The organism is Methanothermus sociabilis (assembly GCF_055392295.1).
On record NZ_AP042467.1, the window covers coordinates 194,330 to 220,381 of the forward strand.

At 31.1% G+C, this 26,052-nt stretch carries 23 protein-coding genes; 7 read left to right on the forward strand and 16 right to left on the reverse strand.

Features of this window, described 5'->3' with window-relative positions; genetic code table 11:
* Both guaA and ACZ5LY_RS01110 read left to right on the forward strand, forming a co-directional pair.
* The gene (gene guaA, locus ACZ5LY_RS01105) at nucleotides 1–927 is read left to right on the forward strand and encodes a glutamine-hydrolyzing GMP synthase (RefSeq protein ID WP_013413589.1); all 927 of its coding nucleotides are present in this window, start codon (nucleotides 1–3) and stop codon (nucleotides 925–927) included.
* Complete coding sequence (locus ACZ5LY_RS01110; RefSeq protein WP_464577694.1) at nucleotides 924–1,907, forward strand: DegT/DnrJ/EryC1/StrS family aminotransferase; 984 nt, start codon at nucleotides 924–926, stop codon at nucleotides 1,905–1,907. The genes guaA and ACZ5LY_RS01110 overlap by 4 nt, the downstream gene beginning before the upstream one ends.
* Here the strand turns inward: ACZ5LY_RS01110 and cgi121 are convergent.
* Genes cgi121 through ACZ5LY_RS01135 form a run of 5 tightly spaced genes read right to left on the reverse strand, consistent with a single transcriptional unit; the run spans nucleotide 1,882 to nucleotide 6,458 of the window.
* The gene (cgi121, locus tag ACZ5LY_RS01115) at nucleotides 1,882–2,355 is read right to left on the reverse strand and encodes a KEOPS complex subunit Cgi121 (RefSeq protein ID WP_464577695.1); all 474 of its coding nucleotides are present in this window, start codon (nucleotides 2,353–2,355) and stop codon (nucleotides 1,882–1,884) included. The two genes, ACZ5LY_RS01110 and cgi121, sit on opposite strands and share 26 nt — an antisense overlap.
* A complete protein-coding gene (locus ACZ5LY_RS01120) occupies nucleotides 2,336–3,832 on the reverse strand; it encodes a 2-isopropylmalate synthase (RefSeq protein ID WP_013413592.1) in 1,497 nt (498 codons plus the stop codon). The genes cgi121 and ACZ5LY_RS01120 overlap by 20 nt, the downstream gene beginning before the upstream one ends.
* A gap of 15 nt (nucleotides 3,833–3,847) precedes the next feature.
* Nucleotides 3,848–4,858 (reverse strand): TIGR01177 family methyltransferase, encoded by a 1,011-nt coding sequence (locus tag ACZ5LY_RS01125; RefSeq protein WP_464577696.1) that lies wholly within the window; start codon nucleotides 4,856–4,858, stop codon nucleotides 3,848–3,850.
* Nucleotides 4,843–5,952, reverse strand: a complete 1,110-nt coding sequence (locus tag ACZ5LY_RS01130) for a geranylgeranyl reductase family protein (RefSeq protein ID WP_464577697.1) — start codon at nucleotides 5,950–5,952, stop codon at nucleotides 4,843–4,845. Before ACZ5LY_RS01130 ends, ACZ5LY_RS01125 begins: the two co-directional genes overlap by 16 nt.
* A gap of 11 nt (nucleotides 5,953–5,963) precedes the next feature.
* On the reverse strand, nucleotides 5,964–6,458 hold the full coding sequence (locus tag ACZ5LY_RS01135) for a PH domain-containing protein (protein ID WP_013413595.1): 495 nt from the start codon (nucleotides 6,456–6,458) through the stop codon (nucleotides 5,964–5,966).
* Between the two features lie 21 nt (nucleotides 6,459–6,479).
* Here ACZ5LY_RS01135 and ACZ5LY_RS01140 point away from each other — a divergent pair, with 21 nt between their 5' ends.
* Nucleotides 6,480–7,211 (forward strand): UPF0280 family protein, encoded by a 732-nt coding sequence (locus tag ACZ5LY_RS01140; RefSeq protein ID WP_013413596.1) that lies wholly within the window; start codon nucleotides 6,480–6,482, stop codon nucleotides 7,209–7,211.
* 74 nt (nucleotides 7,212–7,285) lie between these two features.
* On the opposite strand, the gene ACZ5LY_RS01145 is transcribed toward ACZ5LY_RS01140, so the two are convergent.
* Nucleotides 7,286–8,518 carry a proteasome-activating nucleotidase gene (locus ACZ5LY_RS01145; RefSeq protein WP_013413597.1) on the reverse strand — a complete coding sequence of 411 codons (1,233 nt, stop codon included), beginning with the start codon at nucleotides 8,516–8,518 and terminating at the stop codon, nucleotides 7,286–7,288.
* Nucleotides 8,519–8,717: 199 nt separating this feature from the next.
* Here ACZ5LY_RS01145 and ACZ5LY_RS01150 point away from each other — a divergent pair, with 199 nt between their 5' ends.
* Entirely contained in the window at nucleotides 8,718–11,159 is a 2,442-nt protein-coding gene (locus ACZ5LY_RS01150; RefSeq protein WP_464577698.1) for a hypothetical protein, read from the forward strand.
* Nucleotides 11,156–11,680 (forward strand): methylated-DNA--[protein]-cysteine S-methyltransferase, encoded by a 525-nt coding sequence (locus ACZ5LY_RS01155; RefSeq protein WP_464577699.1) that lies wholly within the window; start codon nucleotides 11,156–11,158, stop codon nucleotides 11,678–11,680. The genes ACZ5LY_RS01150 and ACZ5LY_RS01155 overlap by 4 nt, the downstream gene beginning before the upstream one ends.
* On the opposite strand, the gene acsC is transcribed toward ACZ5LY_RS01155, so the two are convergent.
* Genes acsC through cdhA form a run of 6 tightly spaced genes read right to left on the reverse strand, consistent with a single transcriptional unit; the run spans nucleotide 11,670 to nucleotide 19,178 of the window.
* Complete coding sequence (acsC, locus tag ACZ5LY_RS01160; RefSeq protein ID WP_464578020.1) at nucleotides 11,670–13,037, reverse strand: acetyl-CoA decarbonylase/synthase complex subunit gamma; 1,368 nt, start codon at nucleotides 13,035–13,037, stop codon at nucleotides 11,670–11,672. The genes ACZ5LY_RS01155 and acsC overlap by 11 nt on opposite strands.
* A gap of 21 nt (nucleotides 13,038–13,058) precedes the next feature.
* Complete coding sequence (gene cdhD, locus ACZ5LY_RS01165; protein WP_464577700.1) at nucleotides 13,059–14,213, reverse strand: CO dehydrogenase/acetyl-CoA synthase subunit delta; 1,155 nt, start codon at nucleotides 14,211–14,213, stop codon at nucleotides 13,059–13,061.
* A 1-nt stretch (nucleotide 14,214) separates the two neighbouring features.
* Complete coding sequence (locus tag ACZ5LY_RS01170; protein WP_013413602.1) at nucleotides 14,215–14,988, reverse strand: ATP-binding protein; 774 nt, start codon at nucleotides 14,986–14,988, stop codon at nucleotides 14,215–14,217.
* 7 nt (nucleotides 14,989–14,995) lie between these two features.
* On the reverse strand, nucleotides 14,996–16,354 hold the full coding sequence (gene cdhC, locus ACZ5LY_RS01175) for a CO dehydrogenase/CO-methylating acetyl-CoA synthase complex subunit beta (protein WP_464577701.1): 1,359 nt from the start codon (nucleotides 16,352–16,354) through the stop codon (nucleotides 14,996–14,998).
* A 13-nt stretch (nucleotides 16,355–16,367) separates the two neighbouring features.
* A complete protein-coding gene (gene cdhB / locus ACZ5LY_RS01180; protein ID WP_048060546.1) occupies nucleotides 16,368–16,823 on the reverse strand; it encodes a CO dehydrogenase/acetyl-CoA synthase complex subunit epsilon in 456 nt (151 codons plus the stop codon).
* A gap of 30 nt (nucleotides 16,824–16,853) precedes the next feature.
* The gene (gene cdhA, locus ACZ5LY_RS01185; RefSeq protein WP_464577702.1) at nucleotides 16,854–19,178 is read right to left on the reverse strand and encodes a CO dehydrogenase/acetyl-CoA synthase complex subunit alpha; all 2,325 of its coding nucleotides are present in this window, start codon (nucleotides 19,176–19,178) and stop codon (nucleotides 16,854–16,856) included.
* A gap of 164 nt (nucleotides 19,179–19,342) precedes the next feature.
* Here cdhA and ade point away from each other — a divergent pair, with 164 nt between their 5' ends.
* Nucleotides 19,343–21,064, forward strand: coding sequence for an adenine deaminase (gene ade / locus ACZ5LY_RS01190; RefSeq protein WP_464578021.1), 1,722 nt, complete (start codon nucleotides 19,343–19,345; stop codon nucleotides 21,062–21,064).
* Nucleotides 21,065–21,067: 3 nt separating this feature from the next.
* On the opposite strand, the gene ACZ5LY_RS01195 is transcribed toward ade, so the two are convergent.
* The 4 genes from ACZ5LY_RS01195 to ACZ5LY_RS01210 are packed head-to-tail and all read right to left on the reverse strand — an operon-like array spanning nucleotide 21,068 to nucleotide 24,595.
* Nucleotides 21,068–21,412 (reverse strand): hypothetical protein, encoded by a 345-nt coding sequence (locus ACZ5LY_RS01195; protein ID WP_013413607.1) that lies wholly within the window; start codon nucleotides 21,410–21,412, stop codon nucleotides 21,068–21,070.
* A 21-nt stretch (nucleotides 21,413–21,433) separates the two neighbouring features.
* Nucleotides 21,434–22,546 carry a vWA domain-containing protein gene (locus ACZ5LY_RS01200; protein ID WP_013413608.1) on the reverse strand — a complete coding sequence of 371 codons (1,113 nt, stop codon included), beginning with the start codon at nucleotides 22,544–22,546 and terminating at the stop codon, nucleotides 21,434–21,436.
* Nucleotides 22,543–23,394 carry an AAA family ATPase gene (locus ACZ5LY_RS01205; protein ID WP_013413609.1) on the reverse strand — a complete coding sequence of 284 codons (852 nt, stop codon included), beginning with the start codon at nucleotides 23,392–23,394 and terminating at the stop codon, nucleotides 22,543–22,545. The genes ACZ5LY_RS01200 and ACZ5LY_RS01205 overlap by 4 nt, the downstream gene beginning before the upstream one ends.
* Nucleotides 23,395–23,428: 34 nt before the next feature.
* Complete coding sequence (locus ACZ5LY_RS01210) at nucleotides 23,429–24,595, reverse strand: acetylornithine transaminase (RefSeq protein WP_464577703.1); 1,167 nt, start codon at nucleotides 24,593–24,595, stop codon at nucleotides 23,429–23,431.
* Between the two features lie 72 nt (nucleotides 24,596–24,667).
* Here ACZ5LY_RS01210 and ACZ5LY_RS01215 point away from each other — a divergent pair, with 72 nt between their 5' ends.
* A complete protein-coding gene (locus ACZ5LY_RS01215) occupies nucleotides 24,668–26,047 on the forward strand; it encodes a M48 family metallopeptidase (RefSeq protein ID WP_013413611.1) in 1,380 nt (459 codons plus the stop codon).
* The last annotated feature ends 5 nt before the right edge of the window (nucleotides 26,048–26,052 follow it).

Genomic DNA, 26,052 nt, shown 5'->3' on the forward strand with positions numbered 1-26,052 from the left:
ATGTTTAAACCTCAAGAATTCATAGAAGAAGCTGTAGAAAATATCAAAAAAACTGTTGGGAAATCAAAAGCAATAATAGCACTTTCAGGAGGAGTAGATAGTTCTGTAACAGCTTTTTTAGCAAAAAAAGCATTAGGGGATAGATTGATTGCAGTATTTGTAAATCATGGATTATTAAGAGAAGGTGAAGCTAAAGAAATTAGAAAATTTTTTAAGGACAAACTGAATTTTAGGTATGTAGATGCTTCAAAAAGATTTTTAGATGCACTTAAAGGTGTTAAAGACCCTGAAAAGAAAAGAAAAATTATAAGTAAAGTATTCATTGAAATATTTGAAGAAGTCGCCAGAGAAGAAGATGCAAAATATTTATTACAAGGTACAATAGCACCTGATTGGATAGAAAGTAGAGGAAAAATAAAATCTCACCATAATGTTGTACTTCCTAGTGGTTTAGTACTAAAAGTTGTTGAACCTCTTCGTGATCTCTATAAAGATGAAGTTAGAATATTGGCAAAAGAATTAGGACTTCCTGAAAAAATAATTAAAAGACAACCATACCCAGGCCCAGGACTTGCTGTTAGAATACTTGGTGAAATCACTCCTCAAAAAATTGAGATATGTAGAAAAGCCAATAAAATTGTTGAAGAAGAGGTAATTAAGAGAAATTTACATGAAAAATTATGGCAATATTTTGCAGTGCTTACAGACACAAAAGTTACTGGTGTTAAAGGTGATAAAAGGGATTATGGATATCTTGTAGTTATAAGGATTGTAGAATCTTTAGATGCCATGACAGCCAAAGTTCCTAAATTACCATGGGACTTTTTAAAGAAAGTATCTCAGAGAATAACCTCTGAAATACCTGAAGTTACACATGTAGCTTTATCTATAAGTGATAAACCACCAAGTACTATAGAATTAGCATGATAAAATTAAAGTTTAGAAGACCATCGCCTGCAGCAAGGAAAGCTATGTGTGATGTAGCATCTAACTCTAAAACTTATTTGTATAAATATAGCTTAATATCCAAAGCTGAAGAATTAGTAAAAAAAATAACAGGTCATAAATATGCTAGGGTTGTTAATTCTGGAGATTCTGCAATAATGGCTGTGATGAATATATTGGAAGAGCCGTTTTTAATACCTGATGAAGGTGGATGGAAAGGATTTATAGAAATAGCAAAAATATTGAATAAAAAAATTTTGAAAGTCCCTACAAATTTAGGAATAATTGATCCTTCCTTTTTTGAGGAATATCTAGATAAATTAAATGATAAACCTTCTGCGCTTTTTGTCACAAGTTTTGCAGGTTATACAGCTGAACAGCCAATAAAAAAATTATATAAAATTTGTGATAAACATGATATTCTTTTAGTTGAAGATTCTTCTGGAAGTATTGGAGATCCAAAAAGAAAATTATGTAATGCATCACACAGCCATATCATTGTTGCATCTACAGGCTCCCCAAAAATTGTTAATGTAGGAAATGGAGGATTTATATCAACAAACGACAAAAAAATATTAAAGCAATATTTAATAAGAATGATTAGGGCAGATCCTATTACTTGTGCAGGGATGATCGAAGAGTTGAAAAGAGCCCCTGATGTTTTTGACAAAGTTGTAAATGCAGTGACTTACCTTAAGAAAAATATAGATAATGTATTTCATAAAAATAAAAGAGGAGTAAATATAATTTTACCATCAGATAATCCAAAAAAAGATAGATTTAAAATTAAAAAACATATAAACATCGAAAAAAATATAATCGTGACTTGCCCAAGATATGAAAGAATTAACAAGAAAGCCATATCTATTGAAATAAAAAATATAGAACCAAAATGTCTTTCTAAAGAAAACTTAGATAAGATTTTAGATTTACTTTCTAAACTTCAATTGTCAAAAGAGTAGTTCTTTCTATTAAGGCATTTTCAACTCCAACAACTTCAACTTCTTTTCCAAGATTATATAACTTTTTTAAATAACTTTCGTTGGGTTTCAATACTTCATTGTTCTTTTCAAATCCAAAATCTTTAATAAATTCTTCTATAATATCTTCATCGCATCCTAAAAATACAGCACAAAACTTTTCTGTATCATCTTTTATTCCAACAATGTCTAATGCTTTTGATATTTGCCTTTCTCCGGCAGTTCTAACACAAATTTCAATGCCTAAATCATTTGCAATGTTTTCATTTCTTTTCATGGCATTTAATGCATGTATCACAGCATGCTTAACATGTCTCTTGCCACCTATAGCTCTAGCATCCATTAATTGTATAACACAATCATATTTCTTTATTTTTTCAATTGCTGCGTCAATATCTTCAATTTTACCTTTAAGCCCTAATATTTTCATTCTCATAGACTTCCAGTAATAATCTGTTAGCACCACTTACAAATGCATCCACACTAGCCATGACAATATCTGGTTGCGTACTCCTTGCAGATATTATTTTGTCTTTATATTTTAATTTAACCATTACATCAATTAAAGCATCTGTTCCGCCAGTTATTGCATCTACATGATATTCCTCCAAGGAAATATCTGCAAAATAGTCTAAACATTTTTTCATAGCTTTTATTGCGGCATCTACTGGTCCTACTCCAGTGCTTGATTCAAGAATCTCCTTCCCGTTTATTTTGAGTTTAACAGAAGCTGTTGGAGTTACTTTATTTCCAGATACTACTGTTACCTCCTGAACTTCAACAATCTTCTTAGAAGGTATACCTAACACATCTTCTGTTATTGCCTGAAGATCCGCATCAGTTACACATTTACCTTTATCTCCCAACTCTTTAATTCTTTGAAATATTTCATTTAACTGCTTATCATTTACTTTAACTTTTAACCTTTCTAAATGTTTTTTTAATAAACTTCTCCCTATATGTTTTCCAAGTACAAATCTACGCTTATGTCCAACCATCTCTGGAGTTATTGGTTCATAAGTTTCTGCTTTTTTAATTACACCATTTGCATGTATTCCTGATTCATGTGCAAATGCATTTTCGCCAACTATTGCCTTGTTTGGCTGTAAATACATACCTGTTAATCTTGCTACCATTTTTGATGTTTCATAAAGCTCATTTATTTTGATATTAGTTTTAATATTGTAAAGTGAGTGTAATGCAACTACGACTTCCTCAAGAGCTGCATTGCCAGCTCTCTCACCTATACCATTTACAGTTACATGAACTTCATTTGCACCAGCTCTTATTGCTGACAATGAATTTGCAGTAGCTAATCCAAAATCGTTATGACAATGTGCAGCAAGAGGTACATCTAATTTACTTAATTTTTTGTAAAAATCATATGCCCTTTCTGGTGTTAAAACGCCAACTGTGTCACAAGCACATATTCTTTGTGCTCCTGCATTTATTCCTTCAGTAAATATTTTTTTTAAAAAATTGAAATCACTTCTTGTTGCATCTTCAGCTGATAACTCCACCACTAATCCATGCTCTAAAGCATATTCAACAGATTCGATTGCCTGTTCTAAAATTTCATTTTTGGTTTTTCGCATTTTGTATTGTATATGGATATCAGATGTAGGAATAACCAGATGTATACTATCAACGTCACATTCTATTGCAGAATCTATATCTTGTTTTAATGCTCGTGCAAAACTACATATTTCTGCAGAAAGTCCTTCTGAAGCTATTTTTTTAATGGCATCCCTTTCCCCTGCTGAAGTAATTGCAGAACCTGCTTCTATTATATCTACACCTATAGAATCTAATTTTATGGCTATTCTAAGCTTTTCTTCTGGTGTCAATGATACTCCTGGCGTTTGTTCTCCATCACGTAATGTTGTATCAAGTATTTTAACTTTCAATTTTCTCCCTTCTCATTATTTTTTTAGAACATTTATTATCCTTGTCAAGCTTTTATGTAACCTTATTTCATATCTTTCAAGGATTTTAAATTTTGTTTTCCCAATTATTTTATCAATGTCCACAAAGTGAGGGGATGCCATACATAAGATTCCATTGTCTTTAAGATTATCTTTTGCTGAAAGTAAAAATTCATAATAAAGTTTAGATAATTCCTCACCTTTAGTAGATGTAGATATACCATATGGTGGATCTGTAACTATTGCATCTACCTTTTCCTTTAATTTTATTTTTCTTGCATCTTCCTGGAACACTTTAAAATCTTTTATTCCAAAATATTTCAAATTTTCTATTGCTCCTTTAACCATTTTTTTATCAATATCACATCCAATTACTTTAATTCCTATCATCCCTGCTTCTATTAATACACCGCCAGCACCGCAAAATGGATCTAAAATTTTTTCACCTTTTTTAACTCTAGCAAGATTTACCATACACCGTGCAATTTTTGGATCTAATGAAGAAGGATGGAAAAACGGTCTTTTATGGGGTTTGGCAATATTAAAATGTTTTTTATTTATTTTACCAACCCTTATACCAAAAAAAACCTTTGAATCATTAAACACTACTCTGACAAAACTTTCTGGATTTTCGAGATTTACTTTTGAACTTGACAATCTATCGATTATACCACCTATCTTCACTTCCATCTCTCTAGAACTAATTTCAGAATTTATTCTTTTTACTCTTACTGCAAATGTTTGGCCAAGTATAGAATCCCAATCAACTTTTAATATTTTATCTTTTAAATTTTCAATATTTGTCATGAAAAGTAACTTAGATACTTCGTGTGCATAAGCAAGCCTATTTACAAGTATTTCACCAACATCTTCATCACTTGAAACTACCATTATACCATCTTTTTGATACTTTACGTTGTAGTTGTTGCATTCAACGTCCAAAACTGCCTTTACTTCAGAATATGGTATTTTTGGGTGCTCTCGGGATAAAATTAAAAGAAATTCCATGTTCTCTGCCACACAGATTCTGGAATTAATAATGATAGATTTTTTTTGATAACTTCTTTAAATAACTTTGAATATTTGTCCATATCACCATATTTAGATAATAATTCCTCAATATTATTTTCTTTAATTTTCCTGAATAGGTAATCTAGTTGTTTATCATTCATTAAACTTAAAATTTTTTTGATTAATAATTGTATTCTAAGTTCTTTACCATATTTTTTGTAATATTCTTCATGATATTTCTTTAATATTTTAGGATTATTTTCTTCAATGGCTTCTTTAAGTACTTCTGTAGCTATTTTTGCAGCTGAAAAACCCAATATTAATCCACCATAAGTTGTTGGTTTCACTTGTGATGCTGCATCTCCAATTAATATTGTTCTACCATTGTATATTTTTTTAAATTCTGGAGCAGGTACAAACCCTCTGTATTTTTCTAACACGCCTTTCACCTTATATTTATCCATTATTCTGTATAGATCTTTTTCATTTCCTGACAATAATCCTATTCTTGCCAATTTTTTTGATAAAGGTATCATCCATGCAAATCCTGGGAGTAATTTAGAAAATAAATGTATTTCCACACAATCTTTCTCGATATTATCGACTTCAACTAAATATTGAATGGCAGGGATTAGTTTTGAAACAGCCTTAGAATTATACCCACTTGCATCAACTACGAACTTTGCTTTCACAATTTTGTTTTTTACATATACTTTGGCATCATCATGATTTATTTTTTCTACTTTATGTCCCAAAAATACATCAACACCATTTTCAATGGCTTTGTTCAACAAATATTGATCATATTTTACTCTATCTATCACATATCCAACATAATCTTCTTTAGAAACATTTATAGATATATTAGATGGTGAATATGCTCTGGCTTTCCTAACCTTATTTATTATAACATTTTCAGGTAGGGGATTTAATTTTGATATTTTTCTTGATACTAATCCAGCACATTGGAGTGGAAGACCTACTTGTTTTTTCTTTTCATATATACAAACATTAAACCCTTCTTCGGCTAAAAATCTAGCAACTGTAGAACCTATAGGTCCAGCTCCAATTACAATGACATCATATTTCATTTTTACCAGCCTTATTTTTTTGATTCATAAGATGATATCAGTTGATTTATCTTTTCCTCAAATTCTTCTGGTCTTGGAATTTTTCTCAAAATAAGTGGTGCAATATCATGGCCACCTCTAATCTCCATGTCACCTACGTTGAACATCCTATCAATTATTCCTTGATGTATTGTTATATCCACTATTTTAGGATAATGTATGTAGGCCCTCTCTTTTCTAAGAAAACCACTCTCAACTATCAATCTATGATCTGTTAGTATATAGTTTGTGAATTTCCAAGATAGGAAATCTAAGAATATTGATAATATAAGAATAATACCAATGAATGCGAAAATATAAGTCAGCAATGTTATTAGAGGTAGAGGTATTAGTGTTTTCTCAATGTCATAAAGAAAATTCATAGCTAATGGAAATAAATATATTAAAATTAGAAGGAATATCAATTTCACTGGTAAATTTGTGTAAAGTATTATATTTGGACGTGTTTTATAAACAATATTCTCCATTGTTATCACCGGTGTCTACTTATGATCCATGAAAATATAAGGATAGAAGAGACAAACATAAATTTGATTACAGACATTGTTAATCATAATTTATATTCTTTTATTATATCTCAAAGAACAAAACTTAAAAACTACATTTATAGAAATCCGTATTTTTTAATTTCCTTTGAACCTGTTTCTATAGATGATTCGTCGCCAAAAATTGTTAAATTGATGGCAAAGGCTAGTAGGAAGGCAGGAGTAGGCCCAATGGCCTCTGTTGCTGGAACTATTTCACAACTCTCATTGGAATATCTAATTAGGAAAGGCTCTAGGCAAAGTATTGTAGATAATGGTGGTGATATAAGTTTAATAAATAAAAGGAAAAAGGTTATTGTAGGTCTTTATGCTGGAGATTCACCATTTTCAGGTAAAATAGGGTTCAAAATTAAAAAAAATAAAAAACCTTTGGGAATATGTACATCTTCAGGAACTGTAGGTCATTCAATAAGTTTTGGTAGAGCAGATGCAGTAACTGTTTTTGCAGAAAATGCTAGTGTTGCAGATGCAATTGCAACTTCAATAGGAAATTATGCAACAGGTAAAAAAGATGATGAAGCTTTACAGAATGCACTAGATAGAGCAGATGACCTTAAGGAACATTTTAAAGGTGTTTTGATAATTGTGGGTGAACATGCAGGCGTAGTTGGTAAAATACCTAAACTAGTCGCTACAAATAAAAAGGTTGTCTTAAGTGAATTATGGGAAATATAAGCCTCAGATCGCCCATCATTCATCACAATTCACTCAGAGCTCATAGGGATCATCATAGGGCTAAAAGTAATTGTTTATCCAAACATCACTCCAGTTTCTTTTCTGAAATCCTCTTTTCTTTCGACAGTTAAAATCTTATCAATAGCTTTAATGAAGTCACTCATGGTTACTTCTTCTCTTCCATCTCTAATTGCAAACATTCCTGCTTCAGTACAAATAGCCTTTATATCTGCACCTGATGAACCTTCAGTCATCTTAGCTAATGATGATATATCAACATCGTCAGCTAAAGACATGTCTTTTGTATGAATCTTTAATATCTCTTTTCTACCTTCCTCATCTGGTAGAGGTACTTCTATTAATCTGTCAAATCTTCCGGGTCTTAGTAGTGCAGGATCTAAAATATCTGGTCTATTTGTAGCTGCAATTATACCAACATTTCCTCTTGATTCAAAGCCATCAAGTTCTGCTAATAGCTGCATTAAGGTCCTCTGAACTTCTCTATCACCAGATGTGGAGCTTCTTAATCTTCTGGCAGCTACAGCATCTATTTCATCTATGAAAATTATACTTGGTGACTTTTCTTTAGCTAACTCAAAAACTTCTCTTACTAATCTTGCTCCTTCTCCAATATATTTCCTGACAAATTCTGAAGCAACCACTTTTATGAATGTTGCATTTGTTTCATGGGCAACAGCCTTTGCTAGCAATGTTTTTCCAGTTCCAGGTGGTCCATATAGGAGTACACCTTTTGGAGGTTCTATACCTACTTTTTCAAATAGTTCTGGTTTTTTAAGTGGTAATTCCACTGTTTCTCTAACTTCCCTAATTTGTTTTTTCAATCCGCCAATTTGATCATATCCAACTTCTGGTCTCTTTTCAACTTCCATTCCAACAACTGCAGGATCTTTCTCACTTGGTAGAACATCTACTATGTTAAATGTTTGTTGATTAAGGGCAACTCTTGTTCCAGGTTCTATTTTTTTACCATCTAAATTTTTTGGACGATTAACAACAAAATATGGTCCTGTACTACTTTTCACTGCCACTCTTTCGTCGTCCAATATTTCAGTGACAGTGCCTATTACTAATGGCGGTGTCCTAAGTCTTTCAATTTCACTTCTCAATGACCTAACTTCTCTGTCCAGTCTCATTTTTTCGTTTTCTATTAATAATTTATCCTTCTCTAGTTTCCTGATTTTCCACATTAAATTCCTTTTGATTCGTTTATTCTCCTCTCTGAGCATCCTTATTTCTTTTTTAAGATTTTCAATTCTTTTGAATAATTGTGCAGGAGAATCTCGCATAATTCTTTAACACTCCTATTAAAATTATCTATACATATTTTTTGTTTCACTAATATTTAAACTTTAATTCAATTTGTTCTATCTTTATACACAGATCTTTACAATATGAGAAAATAAAAATTTTTAACTAAAAACATGAATAGCAAATATAAAAAATTCATATTTTAAAAAATAAAAGCTAATTTAAAAAGGTGTGAAAATGAGTAATTTGAAAATAAATGTATCAAAATATCTCCTAATAATTCTAATGATAGCATTTTTCACAAGATTGATTCCAAGCAAGCTTACAATACTTGTAGGCAATGATGCTTATGTTCACAAGGATATTGTTATAAGATTAGCAAATGAAGGATTAGGAATTTTGTCATGGAACCTGAAATCTATAACAGGAATAAGTCAATATGGTTATCCTGTTCTTTTCCATCTTCTTTCTTTAGCAATTTATAAAATTTTTCAAACAAAACTAGTATTTTTCTTAATACCTCCTGTTTTAAGTATTTTCACAATATTTATATTTTATAAAATGGCATGTGAAATTTTCAATAATAAAAAGATAGGACTTGCATCTACATTTTTATTTGCTTTTGCTCCATCCTATTTTGTAAGGACGTCTATATTCATACCAGAATCTTTAGGACTTTTCTTCTTTATTTCTATACTTTATTTACTTGTAAAGTATATAAAATCCATAGAAGGGCATGAGAATTTAAAAAATTTTGAATTAAGAAACTTTTTTAAAATATTTACAGGAGAAAAAAAATTTATAGTTGCAGCAATAGCATTGTTTATATTATATGTTTTTACACATAGAGGGTGGGTATTCCTCCTTCTTACTTTACTTCTTTTACTCCTGGTTTTCTTATTACCATCAATTAAAAAAGAACCAAAATTATTGCCTATAATTGTCATATTATTAGCTTTATTTGGTTTTATATTTATTAAAAATGCAGAAAGGTTACAAACACAAACTGTAGCATTTTTAGGGTTTTTCAAATGGTTAGGTGCCATTCAATTAGTTTTAGGCGTATATGCAATTTTTAAATATTTTAAATCTAATAATCCAATTTATAAATTTATAGTTTTGTGGGCAATATTATTTATTTTTGCTGGTGCATATTCCTTTAGATTTAGGGATCCATATTTAGCAATTCCTATATGTATTTTGGCAGGTCCTATACTATTAAAATTTATAAATACTATAAAATCCTTCAAAATAAATAAAAAATTGAAACCATTTGTTTTATTATTGCTTTTATCAATAGTTGTTTTACAAGGCGTTGCCGTATCTTATTCAAGTGTCGCAAAACCAACAGAAAGGCATTTAGCTGCTTTCAATTTTATAAAAGACAACACGCCAAAAAATTCAATTTTCCTTGCTAGTAGGGACGATGCATATTTACTAGTAGGTGAGACTGAAAGAAAAGATATTATTTTACAAAAAAGTGTGTATCAAGGGTTATTTGATAAACCACCTTCACTTAATGAGGTACGTACTGTCCAAAACGATGTTAATGAAATGCTAAATTCTCCATTATTAAATGAAGTTTATTTCCTGTTAGAGAAATATAATGTTACATATATATATTTAGCTAAAGGAACTTACAATAATTCAACGTTAAGTAAATATATGGCATTTGATCCACATTTTAAACCATTATTCATCTCCAGAGATGCAATAGTTTATCAATATGTGGCAGAACCGAAACTAACAAGAAAAGAAAAATTAAACATCAATGAAAAAAGCATAAAATTTATTGAAGAATTTTGGAATGGATATTCATATTCTGATACAATAGGTACTTCTCTATACAATGACACATTGGATATCGAGTTTAGAGATGTTTTTCCAGGAAGTCCTGACTTGAATGCTATGATTTCTCTACTCTACAATAATCTCTCTGAAAAATACCCCGAGTTAAAAACAAGGTCAGAATATATAATAGATTGGTTAGCTTGTAAGCAATTAGATAATGGATCTTTTGTTGGTGGGACAAGTCCACCAGAAGAATATACGCTTACAACTATGAGTACAATATATCCTCTACTTCAATTTAATTCTGGGAATGAGAAACATAAGATAATAGTTAAAAAAGGAATTGAATATGTTGAGTCCCAGACATCGAAGGATTCTATTCAGGTTTCGAACTTTTATGAAAATTCCAATGATTATTTAAGTTTAAAAACAGATTCTCAAGTTAGTGGCATGTATCCAAAAAATAAAAAGGGAATTATCGAGAAAGTAATATCAAAACAAAGAGAAGATGGCTCATGGCATGATGAAACATATAAAAACATTGGAATTTTAAAAGGTTTATGTCTCTACTATAATTATACGAAAGATCCTAGGGTGTTAGATAGTATAAAAAAAGGTGCTAAATGGCTTAAATCACATCAAACAAACTTTGGTAAATTTAAAGATGATGGTAATCCAGAATATTGTATAAGTCAATATGCAGATGCCTGTATTGTATACCATGTTGCAGGCGATGAAAGTTCAATGAAAAAAACATTGAATTATATATTTTCAAAGAAAATAGAAGATGATCCAACACCTCTAAGATCCTATCTAACTTTAATTTATGATCTTAGCATGATTTATGGTAATGAAAAAGCATTGAATTTAGCAGAAAGAATAATATGATAAGTCTTGCAAAATACAGAGATAAATACTTTGCTGTCAGTACTTTAAGTGGTAAAGTTGTATCAAGTAGTTTAGGAAGAAAAAGGCCTGAATTAGCAATTAAAGACCTTAAAATAATTGTTGGTAATTTTTCTGAAGATAATTCTATCGCAATTAGATTAGGAAAAGCTTATTATGGTAAAAAAGTTAAATTTAAAATTTTAAATTTAACAACTGGCTTTCAAAGGAAAGTTTTAGAAAAAGTTTCAGAAATACCGTATGGACATGTAACGACATATAAAGACATTGCAAATTCACTTGAAACTAAAGCTTATCGTGCAATTGGCAATGCCCTCAGCCATAATCCTTTACCAATAGTCATTCCATGTCATAGAGTTGTAAGGAGTGATCACAAAGTAGGAGGATATCGTGGTGGAACCAGAATGAAAGAAGAAATACTTAAGAATGAAGGTATTAAAATAAAAAACCATAGGATTTTAAATTTTAAAAAACATTATGTGGAACTCTGTGTTAGGCAATAGCTTTCTTTTCTAGAAAATCTGGCAATTCTGAGGAATCTCTTGGACCAACCACAACTTTCCAACCAGTTTCATCTTCAATTTCACCACTAACTGATGCTGCAAGCCCTGGAATTATTAAAGTTCTATGTTTGACCTTTTCTTCTATCCCTGTTTCTTTGATTAAATCTGCTACTGCTTTTCCATTAAATTGACCTCCAGCCACCGAAACATCTACAGCTTTACCTCCAGTATCAAGTACTAACAAATAGCAATTAGCTTTACCTGATTTTAAGTCACCTTCAACAGTATAATATGTTAATGAAAAATTAGTTGTTATAATCACTGGTGAATTTTCGTCTACTTTACCAAACTCATATAAACCAGGATCTACAGCTTGAGGCTTTCTTGGGTCTGTGTAAATAGATTGTCTAAGTGTTAATACAGGTAACAATTCCCAAACTTCTGTGCCTCGTAGTATTAGTATATCAGCATATCTGTTGATTAGTGCAGCAGCTACCATGGCTTCTCTTATACCTTTCTCAATCTCATCAGTGCTGTACATTCTTGCTAATGCAGGTACACCCATAATTGGAAATCTGAAATCATCATCCTTTTCTTCTATAGCTAATCTCCTTATCATTGTAAAATTATCCAGAGTATCGCCTATTGCTTCACCAACCAATGTACCTGGATCTAGAATAATATCTTCAACTCCTAAATTTCTAAGTTTACGTGAAAGTTCTTTCATTTTTTCTAAATCTGATTGTATAAATAATACTAAAGGACAATCATATTTTTTAGCTAATTCTGCCATTTCATCTATATTTTCTTCTGTTGCAGCATAAATTATCGGTCTTTCATCCCCAACAACTTTAAGTGCAGCCTCCATTGACTTTGAGTTGAATGAGCAAAGAATTAATGGATATTTTGAATTTTTCAATTTTTCCGCGGCCTTAGCAAATTTTTCAGGATCATTTGATTTATTCCTTAATGCAATTGCATCTAATGTTAATTTTTCTCCAGTCCTTTCTATTTCAAATTTTTCTAATCTTTTTACCTTTTCCATAAAATTTTCTTCATCAGTAACATCGATAGCTAAAGCCGTTGGGTTATAAAAAGTTAGTTGATACCTATAAAGAACCTCATCGCCACCAATAGTAACCTTTTTCTTTCCTTTGCCAAATGTTATTTCTTTTACAGCAGGTGCTAAAAGTTCTTCAAGTTTCTCTTTTTCAGCCCCTGACAACAATGGACAATCTTCTATTTTTTTCTTTTTTTCCAATAATTTTGTTGCAAATGCCATACAAGATGATTCTCCACAACGACCACAATTAGTTTTTGGAAGTAACTTATAAATATCCATCGCTGTAAGTTCCATAACTATTGCCTCCAATAGCAGCTACTCAAGTTGAGTTATCCAATTGCTAATATCATCGTGATCTGCTGTGAGATATTCTTTTGTGAATGTATTAGCTACTTCACGTAATAATTTTACAGATAATGGATGTAACATCATAAAAAGGTCAACACCGCAAAGCATAGCTGTTAATCCAGTTATTATTTCCCAAAGAGGTCCTCGGTAATCAGTAGGTCCCCATTCATCTTTTTTCATCCATGCTTCCCTTGATCCCCAAGCATTCGTAGTTCCTGAAGACATAGGCATCTGTAAATCTGTATCACCTTTTAATGCAGATAATCTAGTTCTAATCATCACATCAATAGAGAATTCTATTCCATAACCAAGTGCACATGTTGTTGGATCCATCACAATATCTTCATGGCTCAATCCTTCTTTAAGTAAATATTTGTTCAGAGTTTTTTGCATGTTTATATCAGTAATGGCCCAAGATAATACAGCATGATCATATTCTATTGCAGCTTTAGCAACTCTTTTATAATCTAAATCAAGGTTTGCAGATGCTAAAAGACACCTTTCACCTTCTGCAGCTTCTGCAGCTTTTTCTAATACGATAGGATCTTTTTTTGGGTCTCCTGACCCTCCTATTACTAAAGGAACATCTACAGCCTGTAAAACTTCTTCTATATCTTTGGCAGCATCTTTAGGTGATTTATCCATAACTTTAGGGCCTGTACCAATTAAATGAATGGTAACCATGTCTGCTCCATATTCCTTCACAGCTTTTTTTGCCCATTCTCCGGGGTCGTCCATCACATCTTCAAAATGTTCTCTTATAGGCCGTGGAAGACCAGGCATTGGTATATCAAAAACATCGAATGTAACTACTGGTGGATTTGGTTGTGGTTCTTCAAACCTATATAATGCTTTTTGACCTCCTAATCTAATTTCTTTCCTATTCTTTCCGCCTCCTAATTTTACTTCATTTATTTTTCCAGGATATGATTTTATAGGTGGTTCAAATTCTATTTTTTCTTCTTTTTCAATTTTTTCTTTTCTTTCTTCAACAACTTTTTGAGCTTCTTTTATTACAGGCATTAGTTGAAGTTCAAGGCTGTCAACTTCAATCTTAAAATTTTCTAATTCAATTGATTCCACATCTTCAAGTAATTTTAAAAGTTTATTTATCTCCTTCATTTTAATTCCTCTTTTCATTTTCAATTGTTAATATTGAATTTAAAATTTTTTTTACAGCCTTTACAGATTTTGCATTTTCAGGTAACTCTATAAGTGGTTTACCTTCCATATCGTATTTTTCAACTAATGGATCCTCAGGTATTATTCCAATTACTTCTAATCCGCATTTTCTTGCTTTTTGTATTAGTTCATCTTTATATTCTTCCTTAGCACGGTTTATAATTAAAAAAAGTTTTTTAAATTTAATTTCAAGTTCTTTGGCTAATTCAGCTATTCTTTTTGCAGTCATTATTCCTCGTTGCGAAGAATCTGTTACAACTAACATTATATCTACGTCTTGCGTTGTTCTCCTACTTAGATGTTCTAAACCTGCCTCAGTATCAATTACTACATAATCATAATTGGAAGATAGTTCAGCTATTATCTTCCTTAGCATAGTATTAACAGCACAATAACAGCCACTCCCTTCAGGCCTACCCATTACAAGTAAATCAAAATTTTTTGTTTCAACTAGTACTTCCATAGTTCTATATTCCAAAATACTCCATTTATCAACGCCTGGTGGTATTTTACCAGTGGAAGTTTCTTTTTTTAATTCTTCTCTCACATCTCCTAAAGTTTTTTCGTAATTTACTCCCAATGCATCTGCTAAATTTGAATCTGGATCAGCATCGATTGCAAGGATATCTTTTCCAGTTTTAATTAAATGTCTAATTAAATGAGCAGCCACCATCGTTTTTCCAGTGCCGCCTTTACCACTAACTGCGATTATCATTAAATCCCTATTTTTTCTTTTTTATTATAATCTTTTCAGCATATATTTTGGCGTTCTTCAACACAATTCTTACCCCACCAGAGGTTGGCAACGCCAATTCAGGTGCATAAACAGTCGGAGTTTCTTCTGCTTCTTCTTTTTTTTCCTTTGTAACTTCTTTTTCTTCTTTCCACCTTTTTACAATTGGGTGTCCTTTCTCTTTTAAAAATTCTTTTATTTCTTCTATTGTAACAGCTTCTTCTTCTGTCGGTATTTTATCTCTCAATTCCTCTGGTATGAAATCAAATACCATTTCCTTGATTTCTTTTGGCATCCATACAATTCTTTCGTATCCACCATCAGCCCTTAAAAATTTTGGTGATCGCATATATTCAATAGATAAGCCACAAAAACCTTCAACTTGTTTTCCACCAGAACATTGACCGGCCATGGTTGAAAATGGTATACCTAATGGTGTTTCTCCTTTGTAATTCCTATGTACAATGCCTATACCATCCAATTCAGGTATGTAAAATGCTATTGCTTCAAAACATCCGCAAGAAGTATGAGGATATTCAAAAACACTGTGTAAATATACTTTTTCTATTGTACCTTGTGATTTTTCCAGTACTGCATCATTTGCACCACTATATTCACCCCTAATTTCATCTATAACTTCCCCCTTTTCTACTTCGAATATAGGACCCTCAGGATCTATTTTATGTGCGGCCCTACAATCAAACCAATTCATGGCACCACATAATGCAGGCCTGTCAGGAGTTACTATACAAACATGAGTGGGTGCAAAAGATTGGCACATCACACAACCATAAAATACATCTACATCTTCTTCTGAAAGTTCTCTTACTCGAGCATCTCTTTTTTCATATACTTTACGTGCCTCTTCTACAAATTCTTTCACTTTTTCTTCATCAGTGATTAAAGTTACAGATATTTTATCTATAATATTGAATTCTTCTTTGAATAATGCAATTAGTACTTCTCCTAAATGTTTCAATCTAAATCCAGCTTCCTTTGCCTCTACACTAACTCTACACCAAATTTGATCTCTCTGATTTAAATGCATAAATCCTTGAACATAATTGCATAATTCATGTATTTTTCTTTCTATAACTCCTTCAAGGTCTTCTTCAAGGTCTTTTCCAGCTATTTCAATTTTTATACCAAATGGATGCCTCTCACCTTGTTTCATTTCGTCAAGATCGGGGCCAATAACTTTTATTCTGCCATCTTCCACATCCTCTTTAACTCTTACAAGTTCTGCACCTATGGATTTTGGACCTGCCAGCTCAACAAACATGTTAGCTGATCTTATTCTTTCACCCTCGTATGCTGCTCCAACATTCACTGGTATGTTTTCAAACATTTAGATCCCCTAATTAGCTTTCTAATATTTTTTTAAGATATTTTAACCATCTTCTATTATCCATATTAGGAAAAGATGCATATGCATTTGGATAATAATGTTTACATATAGTAATAGTCTTAATATGTGGGGCAAAATGTTTTAATGATGATAAACATTGTAACAAAACATTGTAATTACATCCAATAAAAATCACTAGATTGTATTGACCTTTGCCATCTAAACCTTTCCATTGTTTGTCTTGAAGTAAATTCACAATTTCAACTAACCCATAGGCCTTTGCTTCAACATTTTTTTCGGCAAAAAATTTGTAAGTATTTGCAGTAGCAACTACAGGTAAATTCCATCGTTTTATTATATTAATCACTAAATCTAATACAGAATTTTCTATTACTAATGGACCTGCAACTAACAAAGGTCTATCAAATCTTTTTAACATCGATTTAAAAGTTTCAGGCTTCAATCTCATTGCATTTTTCCTAATGGTATACACCTCTCTTTATGGATACCTATAGTGTAAACATGAGGGTTCAGATGGTGCTTTACGTGGTTTCCAATTCTTTTTCTTTAAAAATTCCATTACTTCTTTCTTATGAACTATGGGTATATCTTTCTCAGTTCTGACAAATTTATGGACATCTGGTGGCATTCTACCGTAATGCTTTTTATATAAATCAATATAATTGTTCAATTTTGTCTGTCTTCCTCTTGGAGTATCATTTGGTCTTATACATAACTTTGCTATGAGTGGTTCAGCTTCTTCCCTAGTTTCTGCAACATAGAGTAAATGTTCTGGTGCAGGCTCTCCATCTATTTTCTTTTTTGACCTCAAATCGATTATTTGTCTAGATTCTTTATCATGTGTCCTTCCTAACAATATTCTTCTATATTTAAGTGAATGAGGGCCAAGTATTACAGGTATTCCCCATCTATTTAACCCTGTAAAAATAGCTGCTGCTTTTTGAGAATATGCACCCCAAGCAACGCCACATACACCTATTCTATTTAATATATAATCAGCTATTTCCTCAAAATTACCTTTTAGTGATTTTCGTGCAAATATATTGGCAATTTTTATAGCAGCTCCTGAAGCATGTGCATTAGAAATACAAGATCCAAGATTCACAAGCCCACCTGCTTCAAATCTTGCAGGATATTTTTCATACAATGTTTTGCCATCTTCGTCCTTAAACTCAGCAATTGACATTGCTGAACATCCAGTAGTTACAACTATGTAATTTCTTTTTAAAAATTCCTCGGCCATCAATGCAACATCTTTCCCACCTTTTGGATAATTACTACATCCAACAAATGCTATTACGCCAGGAATTTCTCCGAATACAATGGGTGCTCCAACTCTCCTTATCTCTACGTCCTGTACAGGACCTCTACCAGCTCTTATTTTAAATTTTTCCTTTTTTACGAATCTTTCTCCAGCCTTCGTTATCATTGAAACAATAGGAAGATTTCTTTTGCAGACTTGTTCACAACGTCCACAAGTGTAACATAATTCGATACATAATTTTTCTAATTTAGATAAATCACCTTTACTTGCAGAAACAATGGCATCCATAACCGGAAAATTATTTGGACATGCTTTATCACATAATCCACATTTTATACATTTTTTAGCTTTTTCAATAATCTCTTTTTCGTCAAGTAATCTTTTTATATTTTTTCTTAATTTAGATACTTTTATTGCAGCTTTAACTGCCACTTCGCCAACTTTCTTTGGATCAAGTATTAATGCACCTTTTATTTCTCTTTTAACTAATTTAGAAACTATTACATCCGGATCTTCCTTTGTCATATCTGGTAAGCCAAGACATATTTTATCTGTGGTAGCTATAACTAAAGAATCCTTTTTGAGGGCCTCATCTAGTATGTCAGCACGAACACATTGCTCATCAACTACAACTACATCAGCTATACCACTCCTTATAAATCTAAGTTGTTTAGATAATGGTCCAACAATTTTTGCACTGCTATTATATCTACTCATGTCAATAGCAGTGCAACATATCCCACAAACCTCTAATTTATCTTCTAAATTATTTTCCTCAAGGTAATCGATAATATCAGCGCCAGGAAGGACATTGTGACCTACACAAAGTATCACGGGTTTTTCTTTATCAATAGTTCCAAGTCCTAAATCTATAAGTTCTGTGTCTTCTTCTCCTTTTGGTAAATTTAAAGTGACTATTTGGCAGATATCAGCTACTTCTTTTGCAACTTCATCCATTAATCCTGCATGGAAAGCTTTTGACTCATAATCAAGATGATTTCCTTCTTGCCCAGTGTGGCATGCTGCTAATAAATGAGACATTTCTCTTTCAACATATTCAATAACTTTTTTAAGATCTCCCAAAACCTTTGGTTCTTTTCCATAAACAGTTCTAATGATGGGGGCCTCAACATTAATATTATTTCCAAGATCTATAGGGTGGTCATGTCCAAATTCTTCAATTAGATTATCTAGAAGATGCCTTGCATGTGCAGCGTGTGCAGCAGTACCCATAAGGCATGTCAGTAACATCATTCTCGCTTGTTGTGTTTTAGCATTTATTCCACATGCTCCTTCTTTTCCTAATAAATCACATTTTCCAAAAGTACATAAACAACATTCATCACAGAGTGGAGCATATAATGGTTTATAACGACTTAATAATACATAATCCCATTTCCTAAAATCAGCTAAATTAGGTTTGGGAGTAGGACCTTTTAAAATTTCTTCTTCAGCCTCCGTAATTATTTTTCCAATTGATATTTGAATATTATTAATTTTTAGTGCATTTTTTATGAGATTATTTTTTTCAGATGCCATATTCCTCACAATTTTTAATGATTTATAATGATTTATAATGCTGTTTTTACTTAAGTCATAACTATTATATGAAGTTATTGGTTCTAAATTTAGTAATATGTAAATTTAGTTGAGTATTACAAAGAATATGGATTTGTAAAACTTATCTTAAAATATAAAAATTGGTGATAATTTTGAAAGTTCTAAAAAGATTGATACATGTTTCTTTAGGAAGGAAAAACGCTGATTTGGTTTTAAAAAATTGTAATGTTTTTAATAGTTTTACTGGTGAATTTATAGAGGGAGATATTGCCATAACTTCTGGATATATAGCAGGAGTTGGTAAATATTCAGGAAAAAAAGAAATTAATCTTGATAATGCATATGTAACACCTGGATTTATTGATGGCCATGTACATATTGAAAGTTCGATGGTATCTCCACTAGAATTTGCTAAAGCAGTAGTACCTCTAGGAACATTGACAGCAATAATAGATCCTCACGAAATTGCCAATGTTTTAGGGGAAGAAGGTATAAAGTACATATTAAATTCAACAAAAGATCTACCAATGAATATTTATGTTATGTTACCTTCTTGTGTACCAGCCACATCATTAGAAACATCTGGATCAAGATTAACTGCAGAAAATCTGAAAAAATTTATTGATCACCCAAGGGTTTTAGGTTTAGGAGAATTAATGGATTATGAAGGTGTGTTAGAAACATCGGAAGAAATATTAAAAAAAATAGAAATCGCCAAAAACAAAATAGTCGATGGACATGCGCCTGGCCTTAAAGGGAAAAAGATAAATGCTTACGCATCTGCAGGAATAAAATCTGACCATGAATGTATCAATGTTGAAGAAGCAAAGGATAGATTACTTTGTGGAATGTATTTAATGATAAGAGAAGGATCTGTAGCAAAAAATTTAAAAGATCTTTTACCAGTTGTAAATGAAAATACTGTCCATCGATGTTTTTTTGTAACTGATGATCGCAATCCTGAAGATATCATTGAACTAGGATCAATAAATCATATGGTTAAAATTGCTGTAGATTATGGTATAGATATTTCTAAAGCCCTTCAGATGGCTACAATAAACGCTGCTAATTATTTTAGGCTTGATAAACTAGGTGCAATAGCACCAGGATATATAGCTGACATATTAGTTTTTGAAGATTTCAAAGAGTTTAAACCTAAAATTGTTTTTAAGGATGGTAAATTAGTTGCTAAAAATGGTAAAATTATTTCAAAAATTAAAACAAAGACAGAAAAAATTGGAAATACAATGAAAGTAAAGGAACCAAAAGAAAGTAAGTTAAAAGTGCCAGCAAAATCTGAAAAAGCATATGTAATTGGCCTTGTCCCTGGTCAACTTATTACTAAAAAACTTAAGATGAAATTACCAATCAAAGATGGCTATTTTAGACCTTCACCAAGTAAAGATGTTGTAAAGTTAGCAGTTTTTGAAAGACATAAATATACAGGAAATGTAGGTGTCGGATTCTTACATGGTCTTGGTCTTAAAAAAGGAGCAATAGCCTCTACAGTTGCACATGATTCTCATAACATAGTTGTGGCTGGAGTCAAAGATGAAGATATTTTATTAGCCGTAAAAGAATTAATAAGAATGAGTGGTGGGATAGTAGTAGTAGAGGAAGGAAAAGTTAAAGGCTCTTTGCCATTGCCAATAGCTGGATTGATGTCAGATAAAAAAATTCATAACGTTTACTCAAAATTAAAAAAACTAAAAAAATTATGCCTGGAGTTAGGAATTCATCATCACAACCCATTTATGGTGTTATCTTTCATGAGTTTACCAGTTATACCTGAAATTAGACTCACAGATAAAGGTTTAGTCGATGTAAATACCTCATCAATAATATCTGTGTCAGTCAAAGAATAAGATTTATTTTAGCTTTTCTTCAGCTTTTGCAGCACATGTAGTCATTCTATTCAATACATCTCTAATATTCTCTTTTACCATATCATAATTTTTTGAATTAAAATTCTCTAAACAACTTTCAATTTTTTCTGATGATTCCTCAAAATATTTTTCTGCCCAAGGTATTCCAGAACATATGTTCATACCTAATTTGATTTCTTTTTCACATCCTTTTATAATCTCTAACATAAGTCTTTCAAGATCTTTAGATTTGTTTAAATTAATGTATACATCAAATATTCTAAATAACTCCAACAAGAATGCTTTTGCTCTATCAGCATAATGAAAAACAAGTATCTCCTCTTTCATCTTATCCCTACTTATATTTTGTTACAATTCTTCTATTACTCCTGCCAGTTGTCTTAAAGTTCTAACTTCTTTAACTATGGCTCCCATCTCTCTATAATATGAAACACAACTATCTACAACATCCCATTTATTTTTTGGTTCTGGATTTAAAATTATCACGCCTTTACTTTTTTTACACATTTCATGTATTAGTTTTGCACTCATTGGAAAATTTTTTATTCTTGGACCTGCCCAATCACGACAATCACTGAGTATGATTATATATGATTTTTTATCGATTCTAACTTTTTTAAGGAAGTCTTTAAATGCTAGATACATGTTTGATATGCCATGTACCATCATGTTTTTCTGTCTTAAATCTCTTATTTTTGCGAATGCATCCAATATATTATCTTCTTTTAAAGCTTCTGTTGTTTCAATTATTTTATTATCAAAATCATAAAACTTTGACCTATAAAAAGTGTGTTGTGCAGCATAAATAATGCAGAAAAACCAACTACTTACCCATTCACAAGATCCACTTACATCACAAAGAAAAATATGCTGACTACGTTTAACACGAGGCTTTGATTTAACTAATTCTAACAATACTCCTCCATGTTTTATATTTTTACGTATACTTTTTCTTATATCTGGTTTACCTTGTTTATCTATCCTTAACCTTCTTGATCTTTTATTAGCGATTTTTATCCCTAATTTTTTACATAAATCAAATAATTTTGGATTAAATTGTAATGTTGTCACATCTCTATCTAAAAGAGATATTTCATCAGAATTAAAATCATTAATTTCTTCCAATCTAGGTCCAAATTCTATGATTTCTTCATCAGGTATATTTTCAGACGTATCTTTAATTTTTACTGTATTTTGTGTAAAAACGAATTCTTTAATAGTTTTTGAGTCTTTTGAACTTTTCTTTTCTTTTGAATTTAAATTTTCAAAAACTTCTTTAAATGCTTCTTCAAACAATTTTTCCTGACTTTTATCTTTTACATAAATTGCCTTCAATGCTTTCTTTAATAATCTTTTTTTTCTCTTAAAAATATTATAAGCTCTGTAAGCGTCCTTCGTACTTCTTATACTTACAGGAATTCCTTTTTCTCTTAATTTATTTGATAAATCAATAATTTTCATAGGATCTTAGCAAGATTTGATTTAACTTTTTCTTTATCACTTTTGTATTTTAAAAACACGCCTAAAATATTTTCAATTAAATCCTTGTCCAATTTTTTCTTATTTAATTTCAAAATGGTTTTTGTTAAATCTACTGTTGCCCTAATTGAGGGTTTCTTAATTAAGTTTAATTCTCTTATTTTTTGTATTATTTCTACTACTTGCTTAATTAAAGAATTTGGAGCTTCGGGAACATGAGATTTTACAATTTCCATTTCTCTTTCTGGTGAAGGATAATCAATATATAAATAAAGGCAACGATCTTTTGTTTCATCAAGTAAATTTCTTTGAGAATTTGACGTTAAAAATACCATTAAATCATTTTTTAATTCAAAGGTTCCTAAATCATTAATAGTTATTTGTTTTTCACCAAGAGCTTGTAATAAAAAACTTTCAACTTCTTCATCAGCCTTATCTATTTCATCTATTAAAACTACAGACGGTTTTTTGTTTAGAAATGCCAATAACAATGGTCTTTTAATAAAAAATTCATCACTAAATACATCCTCTTCTGTTCCATAAATTCTTGCCTTTTCTAAATGAAGTAGCTGTTTTTGATAATTCCATTCCCCAACAATTTGTTCAAAGGTAATACCGTCATAGCATTGAATCCTGAAAAAATCTCTATTAAGGGCTTGTGCAAATTTTTTTGCTAATTCTGTTTTACCTGTTCCTGGAGGACCTTCAATTAAAATAGGTTTATTTAATTCCATAGCCAAAAATAATGTTATTAGTATGTCTTCACTTGGTACATATCCTTCTTTTCTCAGCAACTTATTTAATTTTTCTAAAGATACTTTGTTTGACATTTTATTTGCCTCACATCATACACATTACTTCAATTTATTTTTTTGCTAATATATCATCCAATACCTCAACAACTTTATCTATTTCTTCTTTTTTAATGATTAATGGCGGTACCAGCCTTATTACGTTTTCAGCTGTACAATTTAACAATACACCTTTCTTCAATGCATCTAAAACTATAGAATCACATTTCTTTGAAAGTTCTACCCCAATCATCAATCCATGCCCTCTAACATCTTCTATTATTTCATGTTTTAATTTTTTTAATTTTTCTTTAAAGTATTTACCTAATTTTTTGGATCTTTTTGGCAGGTTTTCTTCTATTATTATTTCAATAGAAGTCTTAGCTGCTGCACAAGCTAAAGGATTTCCTCCAAATGTTGATCCATGGTCTCCTGGTTTAAATGCAGATGCAACATCTTCCCTAGCTAATATAGCACCTATAGGAAATCCCCCTCCCATCGCCTTAGCTAAAGTAACTATATCAGCCTCAACACCAAACAATTCTGAAGCAAACATTTCACCTGTACGTCCAAATCCAGTCTGAATTTCATCCAATATTAGTAATATGTCATTGTCTTCCGTTAATTCTCGTACTTGTTTTAAATAATCTTTTGGAGGTACTACAACCCCGCCTTCTCCCTGTATAGGTTCTAGTATGACTGCAGCTGTATCACTAGTTATTGCTTCAGCCATTGCATCTATATCACCAAATGGAACATGCTTAAATCCTGGAGTAAGTGGTTCAAATTCTTTTTTATATTTTTTTTGTCCGGTAGCTGATAAAGCTCCCAATGTTCGTCCATGAAATGAATTTTTAGCAGCTATTATTTCTTTTTTTCCTGTATATTTTCTTGCAAGTTTTATTGCACCCTCATTGGCTTCTGTGCCACTGTTGGCAAAAAATACTTTATCTAATGAAGATATTTTAGTTAATAATTCTGCTAGTTCAACCTGTTCTCTTGTGTAGTAGAAGTTAGAGCAATGAATCAATTTTTGAGCTTGGTGGCATATTGTCAAAACTAGTTTGGGATGTGCATGACCGATGTTGTTTACAGCAATCCCGGCAAAACAATCTATATATTCATTTCCATCAATATCCCATACCTTACATCCTTTTCCATGTGATAAAACGATAGGATATCTAGAGTATGTATTCATAATATATTTTCTTTCTAATTCCATGATTTCGCTTGCTTTCATTGACTCACCCATTAATTTTATACATCTTTATACATTTCAATGTCAAAAATAAATACTTAGGGGAAAGGTATCATGTTTTATACAAAGACATTCACAATAAAAACTGAAATAAGTCCTGCACATTATCCCAAATTTCTTGATTTCTTATACAAATATTATCTTTATCCCAACCCTAAGATCAATGTATTGGAATTTATGGATAATTTTTTGTTATTTAAATTTGATGATATTTATTGTAAGATTGTATGTGGAGAGGAAATAAATATTGAATTGTATTCTGAACATTTTGATGAAGAAAAAATAACAGAAATAGAAGAAGATTTGTTTATAGTAGTGAGATATTTTGAAGATAGCCTTAAGAAATATACTCTTTGTTTTTCTTGGGTTGAAGGCCAAGAAATAATACCAGAAAAACCTCCAACACGAAAAGAAGAATCTAAAGGTATTTTTGGAAATATTATATTGATATACATTTTGTTTTTTGGGATTAACATAGTTTTGTTTTTGCTTTTAGGATTTTATGCAGTTATTTTTATAATACTTCTCCAGTTCTTAATATTATTATTTTCAGGATATTTGTATCGATGGATTGGAGATTGGATAATAACACCAAAAAATCCATATGTCCATATTTTAAAATATCAATTATCGGAGGATGAATACAAAGAATTTGAAAAAAAATTTGGTAAAGAAGCCATTGTAGATATAAAGAAAGAAATTTATAACAAAACATTGGGTGCTGGAAAGCCTTTAAAACCTGAAATTGGTGAAAAGATCCTCAAAAAATATGGATTTCGTTGTACTCCTCTTTATGAAACATCGAAAACTATAAATGTTTACGAAATTGTTAAAAAAGCTGCAGAAAAATTTAAAATACCTATTCCAAAAATAGTAGTGTCAAATACAATGGTTGCAAATGCAGCTGCAACTGGACCTAACACTAAACATGGTTTAATCATAATAACTACAGGTCTCTTAGCACAATTAGAGCATGACGAAATATTGAGTGTAATTGGTCATGAATTAGGACACCTTGTTGGTAAAGATCCCTTAGTATTGTTAGTGATAGTCTCAACAGAGTTTGTTTTAAGATTAACAGTGCTACTGCCTATTGTTATGATATCTCCTCTACTCTACATATTCATAGCAATGGCAATGATATTTTTCATTGCAAAATTCTTTGAAGCAAAAGCAGATTTATTGTCGGCGATATATATAGGTAAGCCCAAATCTCTAGCACAAGCCCTTAGAAAAATAGGATATCAAAGATTAGCTCTTGAACGTGAGCCTCATAACAAAATTTTTGATTGGTTGAAATGGGATCCTCATCCTCCTCTCTATTTTAGAATAAAGAGATTAGAAAGTTTAAAAAACCCTAAGAAAATAAAAAATCCGTTAATAAAATCCATAAAAGATGTAATCAAAGGGTTTAAAGAATCATTTACAATGTAAGGGAT

Bases quoted from the DNA above. Each gene is read 5' to 3' on its own strand.
- ACZ5LY_RS01215 (WP_013413611.1), top strand. From the start codon at position 24,668: ATGTTTTATACAAAGACATTCACAATAAAAACTGAAATAAGTCCTGCA.
- ACZ5LY_RS01210 (WP_464577703.1), bottom strand. From the start codon at position 24,595: ATGAAAGCAAGCGAAATCATGGAATTAGAAAGAAAATATATTATGAAT.
- ACZ5LY_RS01200 (WP_013413608.1), bottom strand. From the start codon at position 22,546: ATGAAAATTATTGATTTATCAAATAAATTAAGAGAAAAAGGAATTCCT.
- ACZ5LY_RS01205 (WP_013413609.1), bottom strand. From the start codon at position 23,394: ATGTCAAACAAAGTATCTTTAGAAAAATTAAATAAGTTGCTGAGAAAA.
- ACZ5LY_RS01110 (WP_464577694.1), top strand. From the start codon at position 924: ATGATAAAATTAAAGTTTAGAAGACCATCGCCTGCAGCAAGGAAAGCT.
- ACZ5LY_RS01135 (WP_013413595.1), bottom strand. From the start codon at position 6,458: ATGGAGAATATTGTTTATAAAACACGTCCAAATATAATACTTTACACA.
- acsC (WP_464578020.1), bottom strand. From the start codon at position 13,037: ATGGAACTTACAGCGATGGATATTTATAAGTTACTTCCAAAAACTAAT.
- ACZ5LY_RS01155 (WP_464577699.1), top strand. From the start codon at position 11,156: ATGATAAGTCTTGCAAAATACAGAGATAAATACTTTGCTGTCAGTACT.
- cdhB (WP_048060546.1), bottom strand. From the start codon at position 16,823: ATGAGATTGAAGCCTGAAACTTTTAAATCGATGTTAAAAAGATTTGAT.
- ACZ5LY_RS01170 (WP_013413602.1), bottom strand. From the start codon at position 14,988: ATGATAATCGCAGTTAGTGGTAAAGGCGGCACTGGAAAAACGATGGTG.
- ACZ5LY_RS01140 (WP_013413596.1), top strand. From the start codon at position 6,480: ATGATCCATGAAAATATAAGGATAGAAGAGACAAACATAAATTTGATT.
- cdhD (WP_464577700.1), bottom strand. From the start codon at position 14,213: ATGAAGGAGATAAATAAACTTTTAAAATTACTTGAAGATGTGGAATCA.
- cdhA (WP_464577702.1), bottom strand. From the start codon at position 19,178: ATGGCATCTGAAAAAAATAATCTCATAAAAAATGCACTAAAAATTAAT.
- ACZ5LY_RS01130 (WP_464577697.1), bottom strand. From the start codon at position 5,952: ATGAAATATGATGTCATTGTAATTGGAGCTGGACCTATAGGTTCTACA.
- cgi121 (WP_464577695.1), bottom strand. From the start codon at position 2,355: ATGAAAATATTAGGGCTTAAAGGTAAAATTGAAGATATTGACGCAGCA.
- ACZ5LY_RS01195 (WP_013413607.1), bottom strand. From the start codon at position 21,412: ATGAAAGAGGAGATACTTGTTTTTCATTATGCTGATAGAGCAAAAGCA.
- ACZ5LY_RS01150 (WP_464577698.1), top strand. From the start codon at position 8,718: ATGAGTAATTTGAAAATAAATGTATCAAAATATCTCCTAATAATTCTA.
- guaA (WP_013413589.1), top strand. From the start codon at position 1: ATGTTTAAACCTCAAGAATTCATAGAAGAAGCTGTAGAAAATATCAAA.
- ACZ5LY_RS01125 (WP_464577696.1), bottom strand. From the start codon at position 4,858: ATGGAATTTCTTTTAATTTTATCCCGAGAGCACCCAAAAATACCATAT.
- cdhC (WP_464577701.1), bottom strand. From the start codon at position 16,354: ATGTTTGAAAACATACCAGTGAATGTTGGAGCAGCATACGAGGGTGAA.
- ACZ5LY_RS01145 (WP_013413597.1), bottom strand. From the start codon at position 8,518: ATGCGAGATTCTCCTGCACAATTATTCAAAAGAATTGAAAATCTTAAA.